16 protein-coding genes, 1 tRNA gene and 1 pseudogene are annotated in these 19,248 nt (G+C 72.0%); 14 read left to right on the top strand and 4 right to left on the bottom strand.

Annotated elements, in window-relative coordinates:
* Nucleotides 1-61 precede the first annotated feature (61 nt).
* Nucleotides 62-1,159: an NAD-dependent epimerase/dehydratase family protein gene (locus tag HQQ78_RS09965; protein ID WP_371740474.1), complete on the bottom strand. Its 1,098-nt coding sequence runs from the start codon at nucleotides 1,157-1,159 to the stop codon at nucleotides 62-64.
* Nucleotides 1,156-2,070 carry an MTAP family purine nucleoside phosphorylase gene (locus HQQ78_RS09960; protein WP_173152889.1) on the bottom strand — a complete coding sequence of 305 codons (915 nt, stop codon included), beginning with the start codon at nucleotides 2,068-2,070 and terminating at the stop codon, nucleotides 1,156-1,158. The genes HQQ78_RS09965 and HQQ78_RS09960 overlap by 4 nt, the downstream gene beginning before the upstream one ends.
* Before the next feature lie 38 nt (nucleotides 2,071-2,108).
* On the opposite strand from HQQ78_RS09960, the gene glp reads away from it, so the two are divergent.
* The 6 genes and pseudogenes from glp to HQQ78_RS16385 all read left to right on the top strand — a co-directional run bounded on the left by glp (nucleotide 2,109) and on the right by HQQ78_RS16385 (nucleotide 6,841).
* Complete coding sequence (gene glp / locus HQQ78_RS09955; RefSeq protein WP_173152886.1) at nucleotides 2,109-3,386, top strand: gephyrin-like molybdotransferase Glp; 1,278 nt, start codon at nucleotides 2,109-2,111, stop codon at nucleotides 3,384-3,386.
* A complete protein-coding gene (gene moaC / locus HQQ78_RS09950; RefSeq protein WP_173152883.1) occupies nucleotides 3,383-3,907 on the top strand; it encodes a cyclic pyranopterin monophosphate synthase MoaC in 525 nt (174 codons plus the stop codon). The genes glp and moaC overlap by 4 nt, the downstream gene beginning before the upstream one ends.
* Entirely contained in the window at nucleotides 3,904-4,479 is a 576-nt protein-coding gene (locus tag HQQ78_RS09945; RefSeq protein ID WP_173152880.1) for a molybdenum cofactor biosynthesis protein B, read from the top strand. Before moaC ends, HQQ78_RS09945 begins: the two co-directional genes overlap by 4 nt.
* Nucleotides 4,476-4,970, top strand: coding sequence for a molybdenum cofactor biosynthesis protein MoaE (locus HQQ78_RS09940; protein ID WP_082460591.1), 495 nt, complete (start codon nucleotides 4,476-4,478; stop codon nucleotides 4,968-4,970). The genes HQQ78_RS09945 and HQQ78_RS09940 overlap by 4 nt, the downstream gene beginning before the upstream one ends.
* Nucleotides 4,949-5,495: pseudogene (locus HQQ78_RS16390) on the top strand (ATP-binding cassette domain-containing protein); the annotation flags it as partial. The gene HQQ78_RS09940 and the pseudogene HQQ78_RS16390, both read left to right, overlap by 22 nt.
* Nucleotides 5,496-5,686: 191 nt before the next feature.
* Complete coding sequence (locus HQQ78_RS16385) at nucleotides 5,687-6,841, top strand: ABC-F family ATP-binding cassette domain-containing protein (RefSeq protein WP_369794404.1); 1,155 nt, start codon at nucleotides 5,687-5,689, stop codon at nucleotides 6,839-6,841.
* A gap of 35 nt (nucleotides 6,842-6,876) precedes the next feature.
* Here the strand turns inward: HQQ78_RS16385 and HQQ78_RS09930 are convergent, their stop codons facing one another.
* Nucleotides 6,877-7,371: a MarR family winged helix-turn-helix transcriptional regulator gene (locus HQQ78_RS09930; protein WP_123571605.1), complete on the bottom strand. Its 495-nt coding sequence runs from the start codon at nucleotides 7,369-7,371 to the stop codon at nucleotides 6,877-6,879.
* Between the two features lie 126 nt (nucleotides 7,372-7,497).
* On the opposite strand from HQQ78_RS09930, the gene HQQ78_RS09925 reads away from it, so the two are divergent.
* The 4 genes from HQQ78_RS09925 (at nucleotide 7,498) to HQQ78_RS09910 (ending at nucleotide 10,725) form a co-directional block, all read left to right on the top strand.
* Nucleotides 7,498-7,569 (top strand) — tRNA-Gln (locus HQQ78_RS09925).
* 93 nt (nucleotides 7,570-7,662) lie between these two features.
* Nucleotides 7,663-8,151, top strand: a complete 489-nt coding sequence (locus HQQ78_RS09920) for a DUF4126 family protein (RefSeq protein ID WP_123571604.1) — start codon at nucleotides 7,663-7,665, stop codon at nucleotides 8,149-8,151.
* Nucleotides 8,152-8,272: 121 nt separating this feature from the next.
* Entirely contained in the window at nucleotides 8,273-9,706 is a 1,434-nt protein-coding gene (gene glmU, locus HQQ78_RS09915) for a bifunctional UDP-N-acetylglucosamine diphosphorylase/glucosamine-1-phosphate N-acetyltransferase GlmU (protein WP_173152877.1), read from the top strand.
* A 41-nt stretch (nucleotides 9,707-9,747) separates the two neighbouring features.
* A complete protein-coding gene (locus HQQ78_RS09910; protein WP_056048844.1) occupies nucleotides 9,748-10,725 on the top strand; it encodes a ribose-phosphate diphosphokinase in 978 nt (325 codons plus the stop codon).
* Nucleotides 10,726-11,750: 1,025 nt separating this feature from the next.
* On the opposite strand, the gene gndA is transcribed toward HQQ78_RS09910, so the two are convergent.
* On the bottom strand, nucleotides 11,751-13,154 hold the full coding sequence (gene gndA / locus HQQ78_RS09905) for an NADP-dependent phosphogluconate dehydrogenase (protein WP_056049268.1): 1,404 nt from the start codon (nucleotides 13,152-13,154) through the stop codon (nucleotides 11,751-11,753).
* 201 nt (nucleotides 13,155-13,355) lie between these two features.
* On the opposite strand from gndA, the gene HQQ78_RS09900 reads away from it, so the two are divergent.
* From HQQ78_RS09900 to mfd, 4 genes are all read left to right on the top strand, one after another.
* Complete coding sequence (locus HQQ78_RS09900) at nucleotides 13,356-13,898, top strand: gluconokinase (protein ID WP_236557034.1); 543 nt, start codon at nucleotides 13,356-13,358, stop codon at nucleotides 13,896-13,898.
* A gap of 296 nt (nucleotides 13,899-14,194) precedes the next feature.
* Nucleotides 14,195-14,830, top strand: a complete 636-nt coding sequence (locus tag HQQ78_RS09895; RefSeq protein WP_056048841.1) for a 50S ribosomal protein L25/general stress protein Ctc — start codon at nucleotides 14,195-14,197, stop codon at nucleotides 14,828-14,830.
* A gap of 60 nt (nucleotides 14,831-14,890) precedes the next feature.
* Entirely contained in the window at nucleotides 14,891-15,481 is a 591-nt protein-coding gene (gene pth / locus HQQ78_RS09890; protein ID WP_123571603.1) for an aminoacyl-tRNA hydrolase, read from the top strand.
* Between the two features lie 153 nt (nucleotides 15,482-15,634).
* Nucleotides 15,635-19,246: a transcription-repair coupling factor gene (gene mfd, locus HQQ78_RS09885; RefSeq protein WP_173152874.1), complete on the top strand. Its 3,612-nt coding sequence runs from the start codon at nucleotides 15,635-15,637 to the stop codon at nucleotides 19,244-19,246.
* Nucleotides 19,247-19,248 lie beyond the last annotated feature (2 nt).

Genomic DNA, 19,248 nt, shown 5'->3' with positions numbered 1-19,248 from the left:
GATCCCATGAAGGTGATGGGAGCGGGCGGTGCGCACCCGAACGGGGGGCGGCACCGCCCGCCTAGCGGACGACCGCGGCGCGCAGCGGGGCCGAGGCGAACTCGTGCATGCCCTGCTCGAAGGTCACGCTCGGTCGCCAGCCCAGCTCGCCCTGCAGCCGCGCCGACGACGCCGTCACGTGCCGCACGTCGCCCGCGCGGTACTCGCCGGTGACGACGGGCGTCGGTCCGCCGGCCTCGCGCGCCAGGGCCTCCGCCATCTCGCCGATCGTGTGCACCGTCCCGCTGCCGACGTTGAACGCGCGGAACGTGTCGGCCGACTGATCCGCGGTCCACTCGAGGGCCGCGAGGTTGGCCGACGCGATGTCGCGGACGTGGACGAAGTCGCGACGCTGGGCGCCGTCCTCGAACACGCGCGGAGCCTCGCCGCGTTCGAGGGCGGAGCGGAAGAGCGAGGCCACGCCGGCGTAGGGCGTGTTCTGCGGCATGCCCGGGCCGTAGACGTTGTGGTAGCGCAGGGCGGCGGCCCGACCGCCGGTGCTGCGCGCCCACGAGGTCGACAGGTGCTCCTGCGTCAGCTTCGTGATGGCGTAGACGTTGCGGGGGTCGAGCGGGGCCTCCTCGCCGATCAGCTGCGGCTCGAGCAGTTCGCCCGCCTCGTCACGCGGGTCGAAGACGCCCGCGTCGAGGTCGGCGATGCGGCGGGGTGCCGGGCGTTCGGTCGCACCGGTCGAGGTGCGGTAGCTGCCCTCGCCGTAGACGACCATCGACGAGGCGACGACGAGGCGGTCGACGCCGGCCCGGTCCATCGCCGCGAGCACGACGGCCGTGCCGAGCTCGTTCGACGAGACGTAGTCGGGCGCGTCCTGGAAGTCCACGCCGAGCCCGACCTTGGCCGCCTGGTGACAGACCGCGTCGACGCCCGCGAGTGCCCGGTCGACGGTCTCGGCGTCACGCACGTCGCCGTGCACGAAGTCGACGCGCGGGTCGACCGTCGGCTCGCCGCCGTGCACGTCGGCCCGCAGGGAGTCGAGCACGCGCACGTGCCAGCCGCGGGCGAGGGCGAGGTCGACGATCGCCGACCCGATGAAGCCGGCCCCACCCGTGACGAGCAGCAGGCCCGGGCCGTCGGCGGACGAGGAGGCGCTGGTCCTGTTCACAGCGCAGCCTTCCGACCCGAGACGGGCCGGGCGAGCACCTCGGCCACCGCCCCGGGCGGCATCAGCTCGCGGGGCGAGTAGTCGCCGGGCATCGCGGCGACGATCGACTCGATGGCCGCGACGATGCGCGGTTGGGCGGCCGCGAGCCGTTCGAACACGAGCGAGGCGCTCACGGCGTCGGCGTCGGGTGCGTCGCCCTCGGCCGGGGCCAGGCCGGCGTCGCTGTCGGTCACGAACGAGAGGTTGACGGCTCCCATGCCGAGTTCGAGGGTGAGCGGGATCTCGGGGTACATCGTCATGTTGACCGTGTGCGCACCCGCGGCCCGGAACCACAGCGACTCGGCCCGGGTCGAGAACCGCGGCCCCTGGATCACCACGCAGGTGCCGGTCGGGGAGAACGGCTCACCCTGCGCCTCGAGGGCCGCGATCGCCGCGGCCCGGAGCACGGGGTCGAACGGGTCGGCGGCGATCAGGTGCTGAACCTGCCCCTCGACGTCGAAGAACGTGTCGCGTCGTCCCCGGGTGCGGTCGATGAACTGGTCGGTCACGACCATGGTGCCGGGGGCGACGTCGGGGCTGACCCCGCCGACCGCCGACGACGACACGATGGCCTTCGCGCCGAGCGACGCCAGTGCCCACACGTTCGCCCGGTAGTCGATCAGGTGCGGCGCCACCGCGTGGCCCGCGCCGTGCCGGGTGAGGAAGGCCACGCGCTTGCCGCCCAACTCGCCGATCGTCACCTCGCTCGAGGTCGGGCCGTAGGGCGTCTCGACGACGTGCCGGGTCGCCTCGCCCTCGGCGAAGAGAGAGTACAGCCCCGATCCGCCGATGACGGCGACGTCGACGGGCGGCGGCCCCGAGGAGGCGCGGGTGGGCTGGGGGACGTCGGGCTCGGTCGCGGGGTCGGTCACCCCCGATACGCTACTGACGATCGCCCGAGAGGAACCGCGTGCGCACCATCGAGACCCACCTCGCCGAGGTCACGGCCGTCGTCGAGGCGGCCGTGCGGGCCCGTCCGGTCGACGCGTTGGTGGTGAGCCCCGAGGCGCTCGCCTCGCGCTCCGACCGGTACCGCGACCGCGTCCTCGCCGCCGACGTCGTCGCCCCGATCGACCTGCCGCCCTTCGCCAACTCGCAGATGGACGGCTACGCCGTCTCGACCGCCGGGCTCGACCCCGATGCGCCCACCAGCCTCCGGGTCGCCGCGCGCATCCCCGCCGGGCGGGCCGCCCCCGACCTGGTCTCCGGCGCCGCGGCCCCGATCATGACCGGCGCGGCCGTCCCCGCCGGTGCCGACGCGATCGTGCCCATCGAGAAGGTCTCGCCGGACGCCTTCCCTCCCGTGGGCGTCGAGGCCGTCGTCGAGGTGCCGCCGGGCGTCGCCGCCGGGGCCTTCGTCCGCGCCGCGGGCAGCGACGTCGCCGCGGGTTCCGTGCTCTTCGCGGCCGGGACGCGACTGACGCCCGCGCGGTGGGGCGTGCTCGCCGCCTCCGGGATCGACGCGGTCGAGGTACGGAGCCGCCCGCGCCTCCTGCTGGTGTCGACCGGCGAAGAGCTCGCCGCACCCGGTGCCCCGCTCGGGCCCGGCCAGATCCACGACGCGAACGGCGTCGCGCTGGCCGCGGCGCTCGCCGAGGTCGGAGTCGTCGTCACCTCCGCCCGGGTGACCGACGACGCGGCCGCCCTGCTCGCCGTCGTCGCCCGCCACGCCGACGAGGTCGACCTCGTGCTCACGAGCGGCGGGGTCAGCGCGGGTGCCTACGAGGTCGTCCGCGACGCCTTCGAGGGTGCCGGCGTCACGTTCGGTCCGGTCGCCATGCAACCGGGCGGGCCGCAGGGCTGGGGGACGATCCGCGTGCACGACCGCGAGCTGCCCGTCGTCTGCTTCCCGGGCAACCCCGTCAGCTCGCTCGTGTCGTTCGAGGCCTTCCTGCGCCCCGCCCTGCAGGGCGTCACCGGCGTCGGCCTGCCCCGACGGCGCTGGACCGTGCCGATGGCGCACCCCGTGGACTCGCCGGTCGGCAAACACCAGCTGCGTCGCGGCCGGGTCGACGTCGACGGGCGTGCCCACCTCGTCGGCGGGCCGAGTTCGCACCTGCTCGCCGCCCACGCCGAGGCCACCGTGCTCGTCTCGATCCCCGTCGGGGTCGACCGCGTCGACGCGGACGACCGGGTCGAGGTCTGGGCGCTCGACGACCCCGCCCCCCACGAGAAGGCCGACCGATGACCCCGACCCCGCCCGACGTGCCGCCGACCGACCTGCCGACCGACGCCCCGACCGACGCCCCGCTCTCGCACGTGCGCGAGGACGGCACCGCGCACATGGTCGACGTGACCGGCAAGTCCGAGACGAAGCGGATCGCCACCGCCCAGGCCGTGCTGACCACCCGGCCCGACGTCGTCGCGCGACTGGTCGACGGATCGCTGCCCAAGGGCGAGGCCCTCGGCACCGCCCGCATCGCCGGCATCCTGGCGGCCAAGCAGACGCCGACGCTCATCCCGCTGTGCCACCCGCTGCCGCTCGGCGCGATCACCGTCGACTTCGAGACCACGGAGGCGCAGGTCACCGTGATCGCCCGCGTCTCGACCCGGGGTGTCACCGGGGTCGAGATGGAGGCCCTGACCGCCGCGTCCGTCGCGGCCCTGACCCTCTTCGACATGATCAAGGCGGTCGACGCGCTCGCCGTGATCGGCGAGATCAAGGTGCTCGACAAGCAGGGCGGCAAGTCGGGGGACTGGTCACGATGAGCGGCGTCCCGGACGAGACGGCCGACGTGACCGCGCCCGGCGTAACCGCGCCCGACGAGACCGCCCGGCGCCGGGCCGTCGTCGTCGTGGCCTCCACCCGGGCCGCCGCCGGCACCGCCGACGACACGACCGGTCCGGTCATCCGCGACTGGTTCGTCGCGCGGGGGTGGCTGGTCGAGGGGCCCGTCGTCGTGGCCGACGGCGAACCGGTCGGCGCGGTGCTCGAGGCCGCCCTCGAGTGGGGCGTCGACGCCGTCGTCACCACCGGCGGCACCGGGGTGTCGCCGACCGACGCGACGCCCGAGATGACCCTGCCGCTGCTCGACCGCGAACTGCCCGGCATCGCCGAAGAACTCCGGCGCAGGGGTGCGGCCTCGACGCCCCTGGCCGTCCTCTCCCGGGGGCTCGCGGGCGTGGCCGGCGGCACCTTCGTCGTCAACCTGCCCGGCTCCCGCGGCGGGGTGCGCGACGGGCTCGCGGTCCTCGAGGACGTCCTCGACCACGTGGTCGACCAGTTGCACGGGGTCGACCACGCCCAGAACCGCCATCCCAGTCCCGAGGGGGCCGCATGACCACCGACGATCCGACCCTCCTGCCCGGCGGTGCGTCCGCCGGGGCACCCGCCGCGCCTCCCGCCTCCGAGCGCGTGCTGCTCGCCCGCGTCGTCGACGTGACCGTGTCGGTGGCCGAGTGCTCCGCGCTCGTGACGAGCCGCGCCTCCGGGGCGGTCGTGACGTTCGAGGGCGTCGTCCGCGACCACGACGAGGGGCGGGGGGTCGAGGCGCTGCACTACGAGGCGCATCCGACGGCGACCGAGGTGATCCACGAGGTCGCGGTCGCCGTGGCCGAGGCGCACCCCGAGGTCGCGATCGCGGTCGAGCACCGCTACGGCGACCTCGTCGTGGGCGACGTCGCGCTGGCCTGCGCGGTGGCGTCGGCCCACCGCGCCGAGGCGTTCGCGGCCTGCGCCGCGCTCGTCGACGAGGTCAAGGCCCGCACCCCGATCTGGAAGCGCCAGGAGTTCACCGACGGCTCGGACGAGTGGGTGGCGTCGCTGGGTTGACCCCGGTCGAGCACCGTCGAGTCGGCCGCCCGGCCCGGGCCGTCTACGCTTCTGTGGTGGCTCATCTACTCGGCGCAGAAAACCTCCGTCTCGAATTCCCGACCAAGGTCGTCCTCGACGGGGTGACCCTCGGCATCGACGAGGGCTCCCGCATCGGTGTCGTCGGCCGCAACGGTGACGGCAAGTCGACGCTCATGTCGGTGCTCGCGGGTCGGCTCGAACCCGACGACGGTCGTGTGACGACCCGCCGCGGCCTGACCATCGGCATGCTCGACCAGCGCGACGTGCTGCCCGAGGGCGCCACGGTCGGCAGCCTGATCGTCGGCGACCGCGACGAGCACGAATGGGCCGGCGACGCGCGCATCCGCGACGTCATCTCGGGCCTCGCCACCGACATCCCGTGGGAGGCGCGGGTCGAGGACCTCTCCGGAGGTCAGCGTCGACGCGTGGCCCTCGCGACCCTGCTCGTCGGCGACTGGGACGTCCTGTTCCTCGACGAGCCCACCAACCACCTCGACGTCGAGGGCGTCGCCTGGCTGGCGCAGCACCTCTCGCGTCGCTGGTCGACGAACTCGGGCGCCCTCGTGGTCGTGACCCACGACCGGTGGTTCCTCGACGAGGTCTCGACCGACACCTGGGAGGTCCACGACGGCATCGTCGAACCCTTCGAGGGTGGCTACGCGGCCTACGTGCTCCAGCGCGTCGAGCGGGACCGCATGGCGTCCGCCTCCGAGGCCAAGCGCCAGAACCTCATGCGCAAAGAGCTCGCCTGGCTCCGTCGCGGGGCCCCGGCGCGCTCGACCAAGCCCAAGTTCCGCATCGACGCGGCCAACGAGCTGATCGCCGACGAGCCGCCCGTGCGCGACGCCGTCCAGCTGTCGCAGATGGCGACCGCGCGCCTCGGCAAGGACGTCGTCGACCTCGTCGAGGTCGGCGTCTCGTTCGGTGACAAGCGCGTGCTGCAGGACGTCGAGTGGCGCATCGCGCCGGGGGAGCGCACCGGCGTGCTCGGCGTCAACGGCGCCGGCAAGTCGACGCTGCTGAAGGTCGTCACCGGGGCCATCGCCCCCACCGAGGGGCGCGTCAAACAGGGCAAGACGGTCAAGTTCGCGATCCTCGACCAGCAGCTCGCCGACCTCCACGAGGTCGCGCACGAGCGGGTGAACGACGTCATCGGCCGGCAGCGCACCTCGTACGTCACCGGGGGCAAAGAGATGACGCCCGGGCAGCTGCTCGAGCGCCTCGGCTTCACCAGCGCCCAGCTGCAGACCCCCATCAAAGACCTGTCCGGTGGCCAGAAGCGTCGCCTGCAGTTCCTGTTGATCCTGCTGAACGAGCCGAACGTGCTCATCCTCGACGAGCCCACCAACGACCTCGACACCGACATGCTCGCCGCGATGGAGGACCTGCTCGACGGTTGGCCCGGCACCCTGCTCGTCGTCTCGCACGACCGGTACCTGCTCGAGCGCGTCACCGACCAGCAGTACGCCGTGCTCGAGGGCCGCTTCCGGCACCTGCCCGGCGGTGTCGACCAGTACCTGCAGCTTCGTCGCGAGGCGACCCAGAACCAAGGAGGCGCGACCGACCGCCCGACGGCCGTCCAGGGGGCCTCGGCGTCCGTCGCGGCCTCGGCCGCCGCCTCGGGCCTGTCGGGAGCCGAGAAGCGCAACGCCGAGAAAGAGCTCGGATCGATCGACCGCAAGCTCGCGAAGGCCTCGGGCGAGCGCGAGACCCTGCTGGCCCAGTTCGCCTCCTTCGACCAGTCCGACTTCGACGGCCTGGCCGCGTTGCAGGCGAAGCTGACGGCGCTCGACCACAAGACGGGCGAGCTCGAGGTGCGCTGGCTCGAGCTGAGCGAGTTGCTGGCGTAGCGAGCGGGCCGGCGTGCTCCGCCGGTCGACCCGACTCAGTCGCCGAGCGTGAGGCTCAGCGTCCGCAGCAGGTCGGTCAGCCGGCGGCGGTCGTCGTCGCTGAGGTCGCTGAGCAGGGCGTCCTCGGCCGTGACGAGACGTTCGATCGCGGCGTCGACCGCGCGCCGTCCGTCGCCCGTCATCGTGACCAGGATGCCCCGGCCGTCGTTCGGGTCGGTGCGGCGTTCGACCAGGCCGCGGGCCACGAGCCGGTCGATGCGGTTGGTCATCGCGCCGCTCGAGACGAGGGTCTGCTGCAGCAGCGTCTTGGGGCTCAACTGGTAGGGGTCGCCGGCCCGACGCAGCGCCGAGAGCACGTCGAACTCCCACGACTCGAGGTCGCTGGCGGTGAACGCCTCGCGACGGGCGCGATCGAGGTGCTTCGACAGCCGCCCGACGCGCGAGAGCACCTGGAGCGGCGCGAAGTCGAGGTCGGGTCGCTCGTGGCGCCACGCCTCGACGATGCGGTCGACCTCGTCCTGCTCGGGCATCAGCCCATCATGCCCGAGGCCGTCGTCGGGTGCGGGAGGCGCGGTGCGGCCCGGCGGGCCCGTCGCCCCGCGCGGGCACCTCGGTCGAGTCGTGGTCTGGCAGAATGGACCGGCGCGCACGCGCGGTCCGCCATGGTGTAACGGCAGCACGACAGCCTTTGGAGCTGTTAGGTCTAGGTTCGAATCCTGGTGGCGGAGCCCCGAGCGTCGCAGGTCGCGGTCGGCTCGTCGGGTCCGTCCCGCCCCGACCGCGGGCGCCCTGGCGTCCATCCGACGACGAGGACTCCTGCCATGTCGAAGACCGATCCCACGCCATCCCTCGTCCGGGCCGTCCTGCTCGGCGTCCTCAGCGGGTCGCGCTCGGCGACGCCGCTCGCCGTCCTGGCCCTGAACCACGACGCCCAGGAGGCGCGGGGCCCCTGGCAGCGCTGGCGCCTGTTCCGCTCACCCCTCGGCCGCGGTGCCCTGGTGGCCGCGGGCGTCGGTGAGCTCGTCGGCGACAAGCTGCCGGCCACGCCGAGCCGGGTCGGTGCCGGCCCGCTGTTCGGTCGCGCGGTCTCCGGCGCCGTCGCGGGGATCGCGATGGCCGGCACCGGCCGTCGGGGCACCCCCGTGGCCGCAGCGCTCGCCGGGGCGTCCGGCGCCCTCGTCGGCAGCTGGCTCTTCTACCGGGCACGGAAGGCCGTCGTCGACGGGACCGGGCTGCCCGACGTCGCCGTCGCGCTCGTCGAGGACGCCGTCGCGGTCTCGGGCTCGGTCGCCGTCGTCCGCTCCCGCTGACTCCTCCCCACCTCGTCTCGGCGTCGGCGGCGTCCCCACGCCGGGCGGGTGACCCGTGGTCGGGCGGCCTCCCGTGGGAGGATCGGCGGTGATCACGCGCCACCCCTCACCAAGGAGCACCATGCCCGAACGCCAGCTCGCCGTCGTCGTCCTCGCCGCAGGGCAGGGCACCCGCATGAAGTCCTCGACCCCGAAGGTCCTGCACCGCCTGGCGGGGCTGCCGCTGATCCAGCACGTGCTCGAGAGCGCCGGCGCGCTCCGGCCCGACCACCTCGTCGCCGTGGTGCGGCACGAGCGCGACCTGGTCGTCGCGAGCGTGCTCGATACCGCCCCGCACGCGCTCGTCGTCGATCAGGACGACGTGCCCGGCACCGGTCGAGCCGTCGAACAAGCGGTGGAGGCGCTGCCCGCCGACTTCACCGGCGACGTCGTGGTCGTCAGTGCCGACGTGCCCTTCCTCGACCACGCGACGCTCACCGCCCTGCTCGACCAGCACCGTGCCGCCTCCGCCTCGGCGACGCTGCTGAGTGCCGTGCTGCCCGACGCCACCGGCTACGGGCGGGTCGTCCGCCGCGAGTCGGGCGACGTCGACCGCATCGTCGAGCACAAGGACGCCACCGACGACGAGCGGGCCGTGCGCGAGATCAACTCGGGCACCTACGTCTTCACCGTCGCCGCCCTGCGCACCCACCTGCCCCGCATCGGGTCGGCCAACGCGCAGAACGAGAAGTACGTCACCGACATGGTCGGCCTGCTCACCGGTGCCGGCGAGGTCGTCGCCGCACGGGCGATCGACGAGACGTGGCGCCTCGAGGGCATCAACGACCGCGTGCAGCTCGCCGCCGCGGCCCGTCGGCTGAACGACCGCATCGTCGAGCACTGGCAGCGCGAAGGCGTCTCGATCGTCGACCCGCAGACCACCTGGATCGACCGCGACGTCTCCCTCAGCCCCGACGTCGAACTGCTGCCGGGCACCCAGCTCCGCGGCGCGACCTACATCGCCCCGGGCGCGGTCGTCGGCCCCGACACCACCCTCGTCGACACCGAGGTGGGCGAGGGGGCGACCGTCAAGCGCACGGACGCGACGCTCGCCGTCATCGGTGCCCGCGCCTCCGTGGGGCCGTTCGCGTACCTGCGGCCCAACACGCTCCTGTCCGCCGACGGCAAGATCGGCACCTTCGTCGAGACCAAGAACGTGCAGATCGGCGCCGGGTCGAAGGTGCCGCACCTCAGCTACGTGGGCGACACCGAGGTGGGCGAGGGGTCGAACATCGGCGCCGGCACCATCACGGCCAACTACGACGGCGTGGACAAGCACCGCACCGAGGTCGGGTCGCACGTCCGCACCGGGTCGCACAACGTCTTCGTCGCCCCCGTTAGGATTGGCGACGGAGCGTACACAGGCGCCGGAACGATCGTCCGCAAAGACGTGCCGGCCGGGGCCCTGGCCTTGAGCATCGCTCCACAGCGCAATGCGAGCGGATGGGTCGAGGCGAACCGCCCCGGCTCGGCGGCTGCCGAGGCCGCCGCTCGCGCCGAACGAACGACCGACTGAACCCGGTCGGGTTGGCCCCTCGGGGCCGGAGAGCGAGTGACGTGTCCGGAATCAAGATCACCGGCGAGAACCGACTCGTTCTGATCTCGGGGCGTGCGCACCCCGAACTGGCCAACCAGATCGCCGCCGAGCTCGGCAGCGAGCTGATCCCGACCGACGCCCGCACCTTCGCCAACGGCGAGCTCTACGCCCGGTTCGACGAGAGCGTCCGTGGCTCGGACGCCTTCGTCATCCAGTCCCACTCGGCGCCGATCAACGAGTGGCTGATGGAACAGCTGATCATGGTCGACGCACTGAAGCGGGCCTCGGCCAAGCGCATCACCGTCGTGGCGCCGTTCTACCCGTACGCCCGGCAAGACAAGAAGGGCCGGGGCCGCGAGCCGATCTCCGCCCGGCTCGTCGCCGACCTCTTCAAGGCGGCCGGCGCGCACCGCATCATGAGCGTCGACCTCCACGCCCCGCAGATCCAGGGCTTCTTCGACGGCCCGGTCGACCACCTCTTCGCCATGCCCGTGCTGCTCGAGCACTTCCGCGCCAAGCTCGACAACACCACCCTGACGGTGGTCTCGCCCGACATGGGCCGCGTCCGCGTCGCCGACATCTGGAGCGAGAAGCTCGACGCCCCCCTCGCGATCATCCACAAGCGCCGTGACCCGTTGGTGCCGAACCAGGTCACCGTCCACGAGATCGTCGGCGACGTCTCGGGTCGCGTGTGCCTGCTGGTCGACGACCTGATCGACACCGGTCGCACCATCGTCAAGGCCGCCGAGGCGCTCAAGGCCAACGGCGCGATCGGCGTCGTGGTCGCCGCGACCCACGCGGTCTTCAGCGACCCCGCCCCCGAGATCCTCAACAGCGAGTTCATCGACTCGGTCGTCGTCACCGACACCCTGCCGCTCACCGAGCACCAGAAGTTCGACAAGCTCGAGATCCTGCCCATCGCCCCGCTGATCGCCCGGGCGATCCACGAGGTCTTCGACAACGGTTCGGTCACCTCGATGTTCGACGGCGCCGCCTAGCCCCCGCCCGACACCTCCCGTCGCGTCGGCACGGAGTCGGCCGGCCCGACCCGCCTGGCCCCGACCGCCCGGCTCGCCTGGCCCCGACCGCCCGGCTCGCCTGGCCCCGACCGGCCAGGCTGCCTGGCCCCGACCGGCCCGGCTGCCTGGCCCCGACCGGCCCGGCCGCTCGGACCCGACCGGCCCGGCCGGCTCGTCCGATGTCGGCAACTCCGGAGTCCGGCTGCGCCGCGCCTCCTGCCCGCCGTTCCGGCGGTCGTTCTCCTGACGTGCCGACGTGGATTTGCTCGACCCGCCCGCCCGCCCGCCCGCCCGCCCGGCCCGGCTTGCTCGTCCGATGTCGGCAACTCCGGAGTTCGGCTGCGCCGCGCCTCCTGCGGGCCGCTTCGGCGGTCGTTGTCCTGACTTGCCGACGGGGACCTGCTCGACCCCACCCGGCCGCTCGGCCCCGACCGGCCCGGCTTGCTCGTCCGATGTCGGCAACTCCGGAGTTCGGCTGCGCCGCGCCTCCTGCGGGCCGTTTCGGCGGTCGTTGTCCTGACTTGCCGACGGGGACCCGCTCGACCCGCCCGGCCACGGACCCACCCGGCTCGTTCGGTCCCGACCGAGCCGACGTGCCCATGCGATGTCGGCAACTCCAGAGTTTTGCTGCGCCGCGCCTCCTGCGGGCCGTTTCGGCGGTCGTTCTCCTGACTTGCCGACGTGGACCTTCTCGACCCGCCCGAACGTCCAACCCGTGCGGCCTCGGCCACCCGACCGGCAGGCCACGGCCCGGCCCGAGCGGCCGGCCTGGCCCGCGACCTGCCCGTGCGATGTCGGCAACTCCGGAGTTCGGCTGCGCCGCGCCTCCAAAGGGCCGATTCGGCGGCCGTTCTCCTGAGTTGTCTACGTCGACGTCGGAAGCTCCGAGGTCCGCTGCGGCGGAACGACGAACGGGCGTGCCCGACGCCGGCCGCCGCAGCGGCACCGCATCGAGGGGCACGCCCGTCAGGACGCAGGAGGCGCGGTGAGCGCCCCTGCACCCGTCAGTGGGTCGACGGCTCCGTCTCGATCTCGGCCCTGTCGCCCGACCAGAGGGTGTGGAACGTGCCCTCCTCGTCGACGCGCTGATAGGTGTGTGCCCCGAAGAAGTCCCGCTGCCCCTGGATGAGGGAGGCGGGCAGGCGTTCGGAAGCGAGCGAGTCGTAGTACGACAGAGCCGAGGCGAAGCCGGGCACGGGGATGCCCGAGAGGGCGGCCTTGGCCACGATGCGGCGCCAGGCCTCCTCGCCGTCTCGGACGGCCGCGGCGAAGTAGTCGTCCTCGAGCAGGGTCGCGATCGACGCGTCCTTCTCGTAGGCGTCGACGATGCGGTTGAGGAACTGTGCCCGGATGATGCAGCCGCCGCGCCAGATCTTGGCGATGGCGCCCTTGTCGATGTCCCAGTCGTACTCGTCGGCACCGGCGATGATGGCGTCGAAGCCCTGGGCGTAGGCGACGATCTTCGAGGCGTAGAGCGCCTTCTGCACGTCGTCCTCGAAGCCGTCGCCGGCCTCCTGGATCTCGGGCCGTCCCTGCAGGGTCTTCTGCACGGCCGAGCGCTGGGCGGGCTTCGACGACACGGCGCGGGCGAAGACAGCCTCGGCGATCCCACCGACCGGCACGCCCAACCCGACGCTGTTCTGCACGGTCCAGACGCCCGTGCCCTTGGAGCCGGCCTGGTCGACGATCGAGTCGACGAGCGGGCCGCCCGTCTTGGCATCCGTCTGGCGGAGCACCTCGGCCGTGATCTCGATCAGGTACGACTCGAGCTCGCCCTTGTTCCACTCCTCGAAGACCGAGGCGATGGCGGCGGGCTCGTGGCCGCCCACCCGGCGCAGCAGGTCGTACGACTCGGCGATGAGCTGCATGTCGGCGTATTCGATGCCGTTGTGGATCATCTTGACGAAGTGGCCCGCGCCGTCGGCCCCGACGTGCGTGACGCAGGGCTCGCCCTCGGCCACCGCGGCGATCGACGCCAGGATCGGGCCGAGCGTCTCGTAGGCCTCCTTCGAGCCGCCGGGCATGATGGACGGCCCCTTCAGGGCGCCTTCCTCGCCGCCCGAGATGCCGGCGCCCACGAAGTTCAGTCCGCGCTCCTTGAGGGCGGCCTCTCGTCGGCGGGTGTCCTGGAAGTTCGCGTTGCCGCCGTCGACGATGATGTCGCCCTCGTCGAACACGTCGGCGAGCTGGCTGATGACGGCGTCGGTGCCGCGACCGGCCTGCACCATGACGATCGCGGTGCGCGGCTTCTGCAGGGATGCGGCGAAGTCCTCGATCGACTTCGAGGCGATGAACCCGGCGTCACCGTGCTCGTCCATGAGGGTGTCGGTGCGCTCGGGGGAGCGGTTGTAGACGGCGACCGTGTTGCCCTCGCGACTGGCCAGGTTGCGCGCCAGGTTCGAGCCCATGACGGCCAGGCCGACGACTCCGATGTTCGCCTGGGCGGTGGACTGCGATGCTGCTCCGTGTTCGGTCACGGTGCCTCCTTCTCGGTCGGTGGTGTTCGCAGACTATGCCTCGGTGCCGAGCGTCCGACAGGCTCCGTCCGTACCCCTCCACGGCGGCTCGCCTAGGGTTGACGCAACCGTTTCCCCGATCGAAGGCCGTCCGTGACCGACCAGCCCCACCCCGCTCCCTTCCCGCCCGTCGTCGTGATGGGGGTCTCCGGATCGGGCAAGTCGACCGTGGGCGAGCTGTTGGCCGAGACCCTCGGCGTCCCGTTCGTCGACGCCGACGACCTGCACCCCGAGGCCAACCGGCTCAAGATGGCCGCCGGGCAGCCGCTCGACGACGACGACCGGTGGCCGTGGCTCCGCATCGTCGCCGACCGCATCGCCGCGGCGGGCGACGACTCGGTGGTCGTCGCCTGCTCGTCGCTGAAGAAGGCGTACCGCGACGTCCTGCGGGAGGGCGACCCGCGCCTCCGGTTCGTGCACCTGACCGGCGTGCGCGACCTCGTCGCCCGACGTCAGCGCGAGCGCAAGGGGCACTTCATGCCGGCCGGCCTGATGGAGTCGCAGTTCGCCACCCTCGAGCCGCTGACCGACGACGAGGCCGGTTTCGAGGTCGACGTGGAGCCCGGTCCCGACGACGTCGTGGCGGCCGTGACGGCCCACCTCGGGGCCGTGCGACGAGGCGAACTCGGGCACTGACGAGCCCGACTCGGGCGCTGAGGGGGCGCCCTCGCGGACGGACGAGCCGAGGAGGCGCGGGTTGGCGACACGCCCGGCCGACGTGTAACCTTGGTAGCTGAACCTCGGCGAGGGGTGCTCCGGCACCCGTGATCGACGCGGTAGGCAGGCGCTCGGTGCTCATGCACCACTCGTGCAGCGGTGATCGTCCCTCGGGCGGCACCCCTCGGGTTGCGGGTCCTTCCTCACGCGATTCGCGTTCGAGTTGACACCGACCACACACCCCCGGGCCGTCACGGCCCCTGCAAGGAGACGACATGTCCGACCAGAACAACCTCAGCGCCCTCGTGCGCACCAGCTTCGGCAAGGGCGCGGCCCGCAAGATCCGTGCCAAGGACCAGATCCCCGCGGTCATCTACGGCCACGGCACCGACCCCCAGCACGTCACGCTGCCCGGTCACGAGACCATGCTGATCACGCGTCGTGCCAACGCCGTCATCACGCTCGACATCGAGGGCACGAACCAGCTCGCCCTCGTCAAGGACATCCAGCGCGACCCGGTCAAGCAGACCATCGAGCACATCGACCTCATCGTCGTCCGCCAGGGCGAGAAGGTCACCGTCGAGGTGCCCGTGCACGTCGAGGGTGAGTCGGCTCCCGGCACGATCCACGTCGTCGAGCTCAACGCCGTCGAGCTCGAGGTCGAGGCCACGCACATCCCGCAGAACGTCGTCGTCTCGATCGAGGGCCTCGAAGAGGGCGCCCAGATCTCGGCGGCCGACCTCGTGCTGCCCAAGGGCGCGACCCTGGTCAGCGAGCCCGAGACCCTCGTGCTCGCCGTCTCGGTGCCCCAGCTCGACCTGACGACCGACGCGGTCTCCGACGAGGACGGCGAGGCCGCCGAGGCCGAGGGCGACGTCGAGTCCATCGAGGACGAAGAGCGCTCCGAGTAACACGACGCAGCTCGAACACCCTGCCGGCGCAGACCCACTGAGAGAACGACGACCACGACGATGGCACTCGACGACCAGTGGCTCGTGGTCGGGCTCGGCAACCCCGGGCCCGGCTACGCCGGCAACAGGCACAACGTGGGGCAGATGGTCCTGGCCGAACTGGCCGACCGACTCTCCACCGGGTTCAAGAACCACCGCACGAACGCGACGGTCGCCGAGGGGCGCACCGCTCCCGGCGGCCCTCGCTTCGTGCTGGCCAGGCCCGCGACCTTCATGAACGTCTCGGGCGGGCCGACGCAGGCGTTGTTGAAGTACTACGACCTCGACGTGTCGCGGCTCATCGTCGTCCACGACGAGCTCGACATCGACTTCGACGTCGTCCGGCTGAAGCACGGTGGCGGCCACGGCGGCCACAACGGCATCCGCGACATCATCGCCGCCACGGGGTCGAACGAGTTCACCCGGGTTCGTGTCGGCATCGGCCGTCCGCCCGGCAGGCAGCCAGCCGCCGACTTCGTCCTCAAGGACTTCTCCTCCACCGAACGCAAAGAACTTCCGTTCCTGGTCGCCGACGCGGCCGACGCGGTCGAGATGATCGCCACCGACGGACTGACCGCGGCGCAGCTGAAGTTCCACACCGCGAAGAGCTGACGCGTCCCGAGCCCGACCGACCACGGACGTGGTCGAGTCGCGGACCGCGACGAGCGGGTCCGTCCCGCCGGTGACCGACCTCCGGGCGCCTCCCGGTGTCGCCGACAGCGAACCCCGACCGCGGTGTCGGTGGTGCCGCGTAACATCGTGCGGGTGATACTCGCGGGCTTGATCCAGGCGCTCTCGCGCGCCTCCACGTTCTCTGCCGCCCTCGACCGGGCCGCACGCAGCACCGATTTCTCCGTCGTCGACGGCCTCCGCGTTCCCCTGCTGGCCGGTCTGCTCGACCGTCGCGAGGGTCCGCAGGCGATGCTGGTCGTCACGGCCACGGGTCGGGAGTCCGAGGCGGTGCGGGGGTCGCTCACCAGCTACCTGCCCGAGGCCGAGGTCATCGAGTTCCCCGCGTGGGAGACCCTGCCCCACGAACGTCTCAGCCCCAGCGCCGAGACGGTCGGCAAGCGGATCCACGCCCTGCGGCGTCTCGCCACCTGGCGGCAGGAAGCTGCCGAGGCGCCGGGTTCCGTCCGCCCCATCGTCGTCGTCGCCGGTGTGCGCGCCGCCCTCCAGCCGCTCAGCGACAACCTCGTCGAGCTCGACCCCGTGCGGCTCACCGTGGGCGAGCGCGGCCACGACCTCTCGGGCATCGCCGTCCATCTCGTCGACCTGGCGTACGCCCGGGTCGACATGGTCACCCGCCGTGGCGAGTTCGCCGTCCGCGGCGGCATCCTCGACGTGTTCCCGCCCACGGCCGAACACCCGGTGCGCGTCGACTTCTTCGGCGACGAGGTCGACCAGATCCGTCGGTTCTCCGTGGCCGACCAGCGAAGCCTGGACGGCGAGGTCACGTCGGTCGAGCTGCCGCCGAGCCGCGAGATGCTGCTCACCGGGGCGGTCCGTCAACGGGCTCGCGAGATGCAGCACGAGTTCCCCAGCCTGTCGCAGATGCTCGCGAAGATCGCCGAGGGCATCCCGGTCGAGGGCATGGAGAGCCTGGCACCCGCGCTGGTGCACCGGCTGGTGCCGGTGACCCACTACCTGCCGGCCGGCGCCTCCATCGTCGTCCTCTCGCCCGAGCGGGTCGTGTCGCGCGCCCAGAGCCTGGCCGAGACGAACCGCGAGTTCCTGTCGGCCGCCTGGAACGCCGCGACGGCCGGTGCCGAGGCGCCCATCGACCTCGACTCCGGCGACTTCCTCAGCCTCCGCGACCTGCGTGACGCGGCGGGCGACCGGTCCTGGTTCACGATGAGCGGCTTCGACTCGGGCGAGGTGCTGTCCGACGACGAGGCGGTCGCGGCGGCCGGCGACTACGTCCGCGTGGACGCGGCCGTCGTCCCGAGTTTCAGCGGACACGCCGAGGGGGCGCTCGAGCACGTCGTCGAGCGCGTGCGCGACGGCTGGTCCGTCGTCGTCACGGCCCGTGGCACGGGGCTCGTCGAGCGGGCCCGAGACGTCCTCGCCGAGCGCGAGGTCGCCGCCCGCCTCGAGGAGAGCCTGCCCGAGACCCTCGAACCCGGCGTCGTCCACCTCGTGGCCGGTGGTGTCGAGGCCGGCTTCGAACTGATGGAGTCCAAGATCGCCGTCCTCGGCGAGTCCGACTTCTACGGCCGTTCGGCCAACTACGACTCGCGTCAGGTCAAGAAGCTCGCGACCCGACGCAAGAACGTCGTCGATCCCCTCCAGCTCAAGCCGGGCGACGTCGTCGTGCACTCGACCCACGGCATCGGCAAGTTCCTCGAGCTCACCAGCCGCGAGGTGTCGAGCGGTGGCAAGAACGCCGTCAAGCACTCTCGCGAGTACCTCGTGCTCGAGTACGCGCCCTCGAAGCGCGGTTACCCCGGCGACAAGCTCTACGTCCCGACCGACCAGCTCGACCTGCTCAGCCGCTACGTGGGTGGCGAGGCCCCGACGCTCAGCAAGATGGGCGGCGGGGACTGGGCGGCCGCCAAGGGCAAGGCGCGCAAGGCCGTCCGCGACATCGCGGTCGAGTTGGTCAAGCTCTACTCGGCCCGCATGGCGAGCAAGGGCCACGCGTTCCCGCCCGACACCCCGTGGCAGCGCGAGCTCGAAGAGGCGTTCCCGTTCGCCGAGACCCCCGACCAGCTCACGACCATCGACGAGATCAAGGCCGACATGGAGCGCCCGATCCCGATGGACCGCCTGCTCTCGGGCGACGTCGGCTACGGCAAGACCGAGGTCGCCGTCCGAGCGGCGTTCAAGGCCATCCAGGACGGCAAGCAGGTCGTCATGCTCGTCCCGACGACCCTGCTCGTGAAACAGCACTTCGACACCTTCAGCGATCGCTTCGCCGGGTTCCCCGTGCACCTCCGCAGCCTCAGCCGGTTCCAGTCGGCGAAAGAGTCCAAAGAGACGATCGCCGGGCTCGGCGACGGCACCGTCGACATGGTCATCGGCACCCATCGACTGTTGAGCGAGGGCATCTCGTACAAGGACGTCGGCCTCGTCATCATCGACGAAGAGCAGCGTTTCGGCGTCGAACACAAGGACGCCCTGAAGAAGCTCAAGACCAACGTCGACATCCTGGCCATGTCGGCGACCCCGATCCCGCGGTCGCTCGAGATGGCCGTCACGGGCATCCGCGAGATGTCGACCCTGGCCACCCCGCCCGAGGACCGCCACCCGATCCTCACCTTCGTGGGCCCCGAGAGCGACCGGCAGAAAGCCGCCGCGATCCGGCGCGAACTGCTGCGCGAGGGCCAGGTGTTCTACGTGCACAACCGCGTGTCGAGCATCAACCGCATCGCGGCGCAGATCGCCGAGCTCGTGCCCGAGGCCCGCGTCGCCGTCGCCCACGGCCAGATGGCCGAGTCGACGCTCGAGCAGGTGATGGTCGATTTCTGGGAGCGCAAGTTCGACGTCCTCGTGTCGACCACCATCATCGAGACCGGTCTCGACATCGCCAACGCCAACACGTTGATCATCGACCGGGCCGACAAGTACGGTCTGAGCCAGCTGCACCAGCTGCGTGGGCGGGTGGGTCGAGGCCGGGAGCGCGGCTACGCGTACTTCCTCTACGACGCCGACAAGCCGCTCAGCGAGACCGCACAAGACCGGCTCGAGACGATCGCCGCCAACAACGAGCTCGGTGCGGGCATGCAGGTCGCCTTGAAAGACCTCGAGATCCGTGGGGCCGGCAACCTGCTCGGCGGAGAACAGTCGGGGCACATCGCCGGGGTCGGTTTCGACCTCTACCTCCGCATGATCGGTGAGGCCGTCAGCTCCTTCCGCGGGGACGTCGCCGAGGGGCAGACCGAACTCCGGCTCGAACTCCCGGTCGACGCCCACGTCCCCGAAGAGTACGTCGAGAGCGAGCGGCTGCGCCTCGAGGCCTACCAGAAGCTCTCGACGGCCAGCTCGCCCACGTCCACCGACGACCAGATCGACTCGGTGCTCGACGAACTCACCGACCGTTACGGTGAGCCCCCGGCACCCGTGCTGGCGCTGATCGAGGTCTCCCGCCTGCGTCGGGCGGCCCAGAAGGCCGGTCTCAGCGAGGTCGTGGTCATGGGCAGCAACCTGCGGGTCTCGGGCGTCGACCTGCCCGACAGCATGCAGGTCCGCCTGCAACGGATGTACCCGGGTGCGCGGTGGTTCGCGCAGACGAACGCCGTCAGCGTGCCCCTGCCACGAGCCCACGGGCAGGCGCCGAGCGACGACGAGTTGATCGTCTGGGTCGAGCAGCTGCTGTCGGCGATCTACGCGGCCCCGGTCGCGCGTCCGGCGACCGACACGGCCGCGGCGAGCTGACC

The sequence above is a fragment of the Frigoribacterium sp. VKM Ac-2859 genome (assembly GCF_013204925.1).
Lineage (GTDB): Bacteria > Actinomycetota > Actinomycetes > Actinomycetales > Microbacteriaceae > Frigoribacterium.
This window is presented reverse-complemented; position numbering and strand designations above follow the sequence as displayed.

Excerpts from the sequence above, each read along its gene's own strand:
- moaC (WP_173152883.1), top strand. The coding sequence starts at position 3,383 with ATGACCCCGACCCCGCCCGACGTGCCGCCGACCGACCTGCCGACCGAC.
- HQQ78_RS09945 (WP_173152880.1), top strand. The coding sequence starts at position 3,904 with ATGAGCGGCGTCCCGGACGAGACGGCCGACGTGACCGCGCCCGGCGTA.
- HQQ78_RS09940 (WP_082460591.1), top strand. The coding sequence starts at position 4,476 with ATGACCACCGACGATCCGACCCTCCTGCCCGGCGGTGCGTCCGCCGGG.
- HQQ78_RS16385 (WP_369794404.1), top strand. The coding sequence starts at position 5,687 with ATGGCGTCCGCCTCCGAGGCCAAGCGCCAGAACCTCATGCGCAAAGAG.
- HQQ78_RS09930 (WP_123571605.1), bottom strand. The coding sequence starts at position 7,371 with ATGCCCGAGCAGGACGAGGTCGACCGCATCGTCGAGGCGTGGCGCCAC.
- HQQ78_RS09920 (WP_123571604.1), top strand. The coding sequence starts at position 7,663 with ATGTCGAAGACCGATCCCACGCCATCCCTCGTCCGGGCCGTCCTGCTC.
- glmU (WP_173152877.1), top strand. The coding sequence starts at position 8,273 with ATGCCCGAACGCCAGCTCGCCGTCGTCGTCCTCGCCGCAGGGCAGGGC.
- gndA (WP_056049268.1), bottom strand. The coding sequence starts at position 13,154 with ATGGGCTCGAACCTGGCGCGCAACCTGGCCAGTCGCGAGGGCAACACG.
- HQQ78_RS09895 (WP_056048841.1), top strand. The coding sequence starts at position 14,195 with ATGTCCGACCAGAACAACCTCAGCGCCCTCGTGCGCACCAGCTTCGGC.
- pth (WP_123571603.1), top strand. The coding sequence starts at position 14,891 with ATGGCACTCGACGACCAGTGGCTCGTGGTCGGGCTCGGCAACCCCGGG.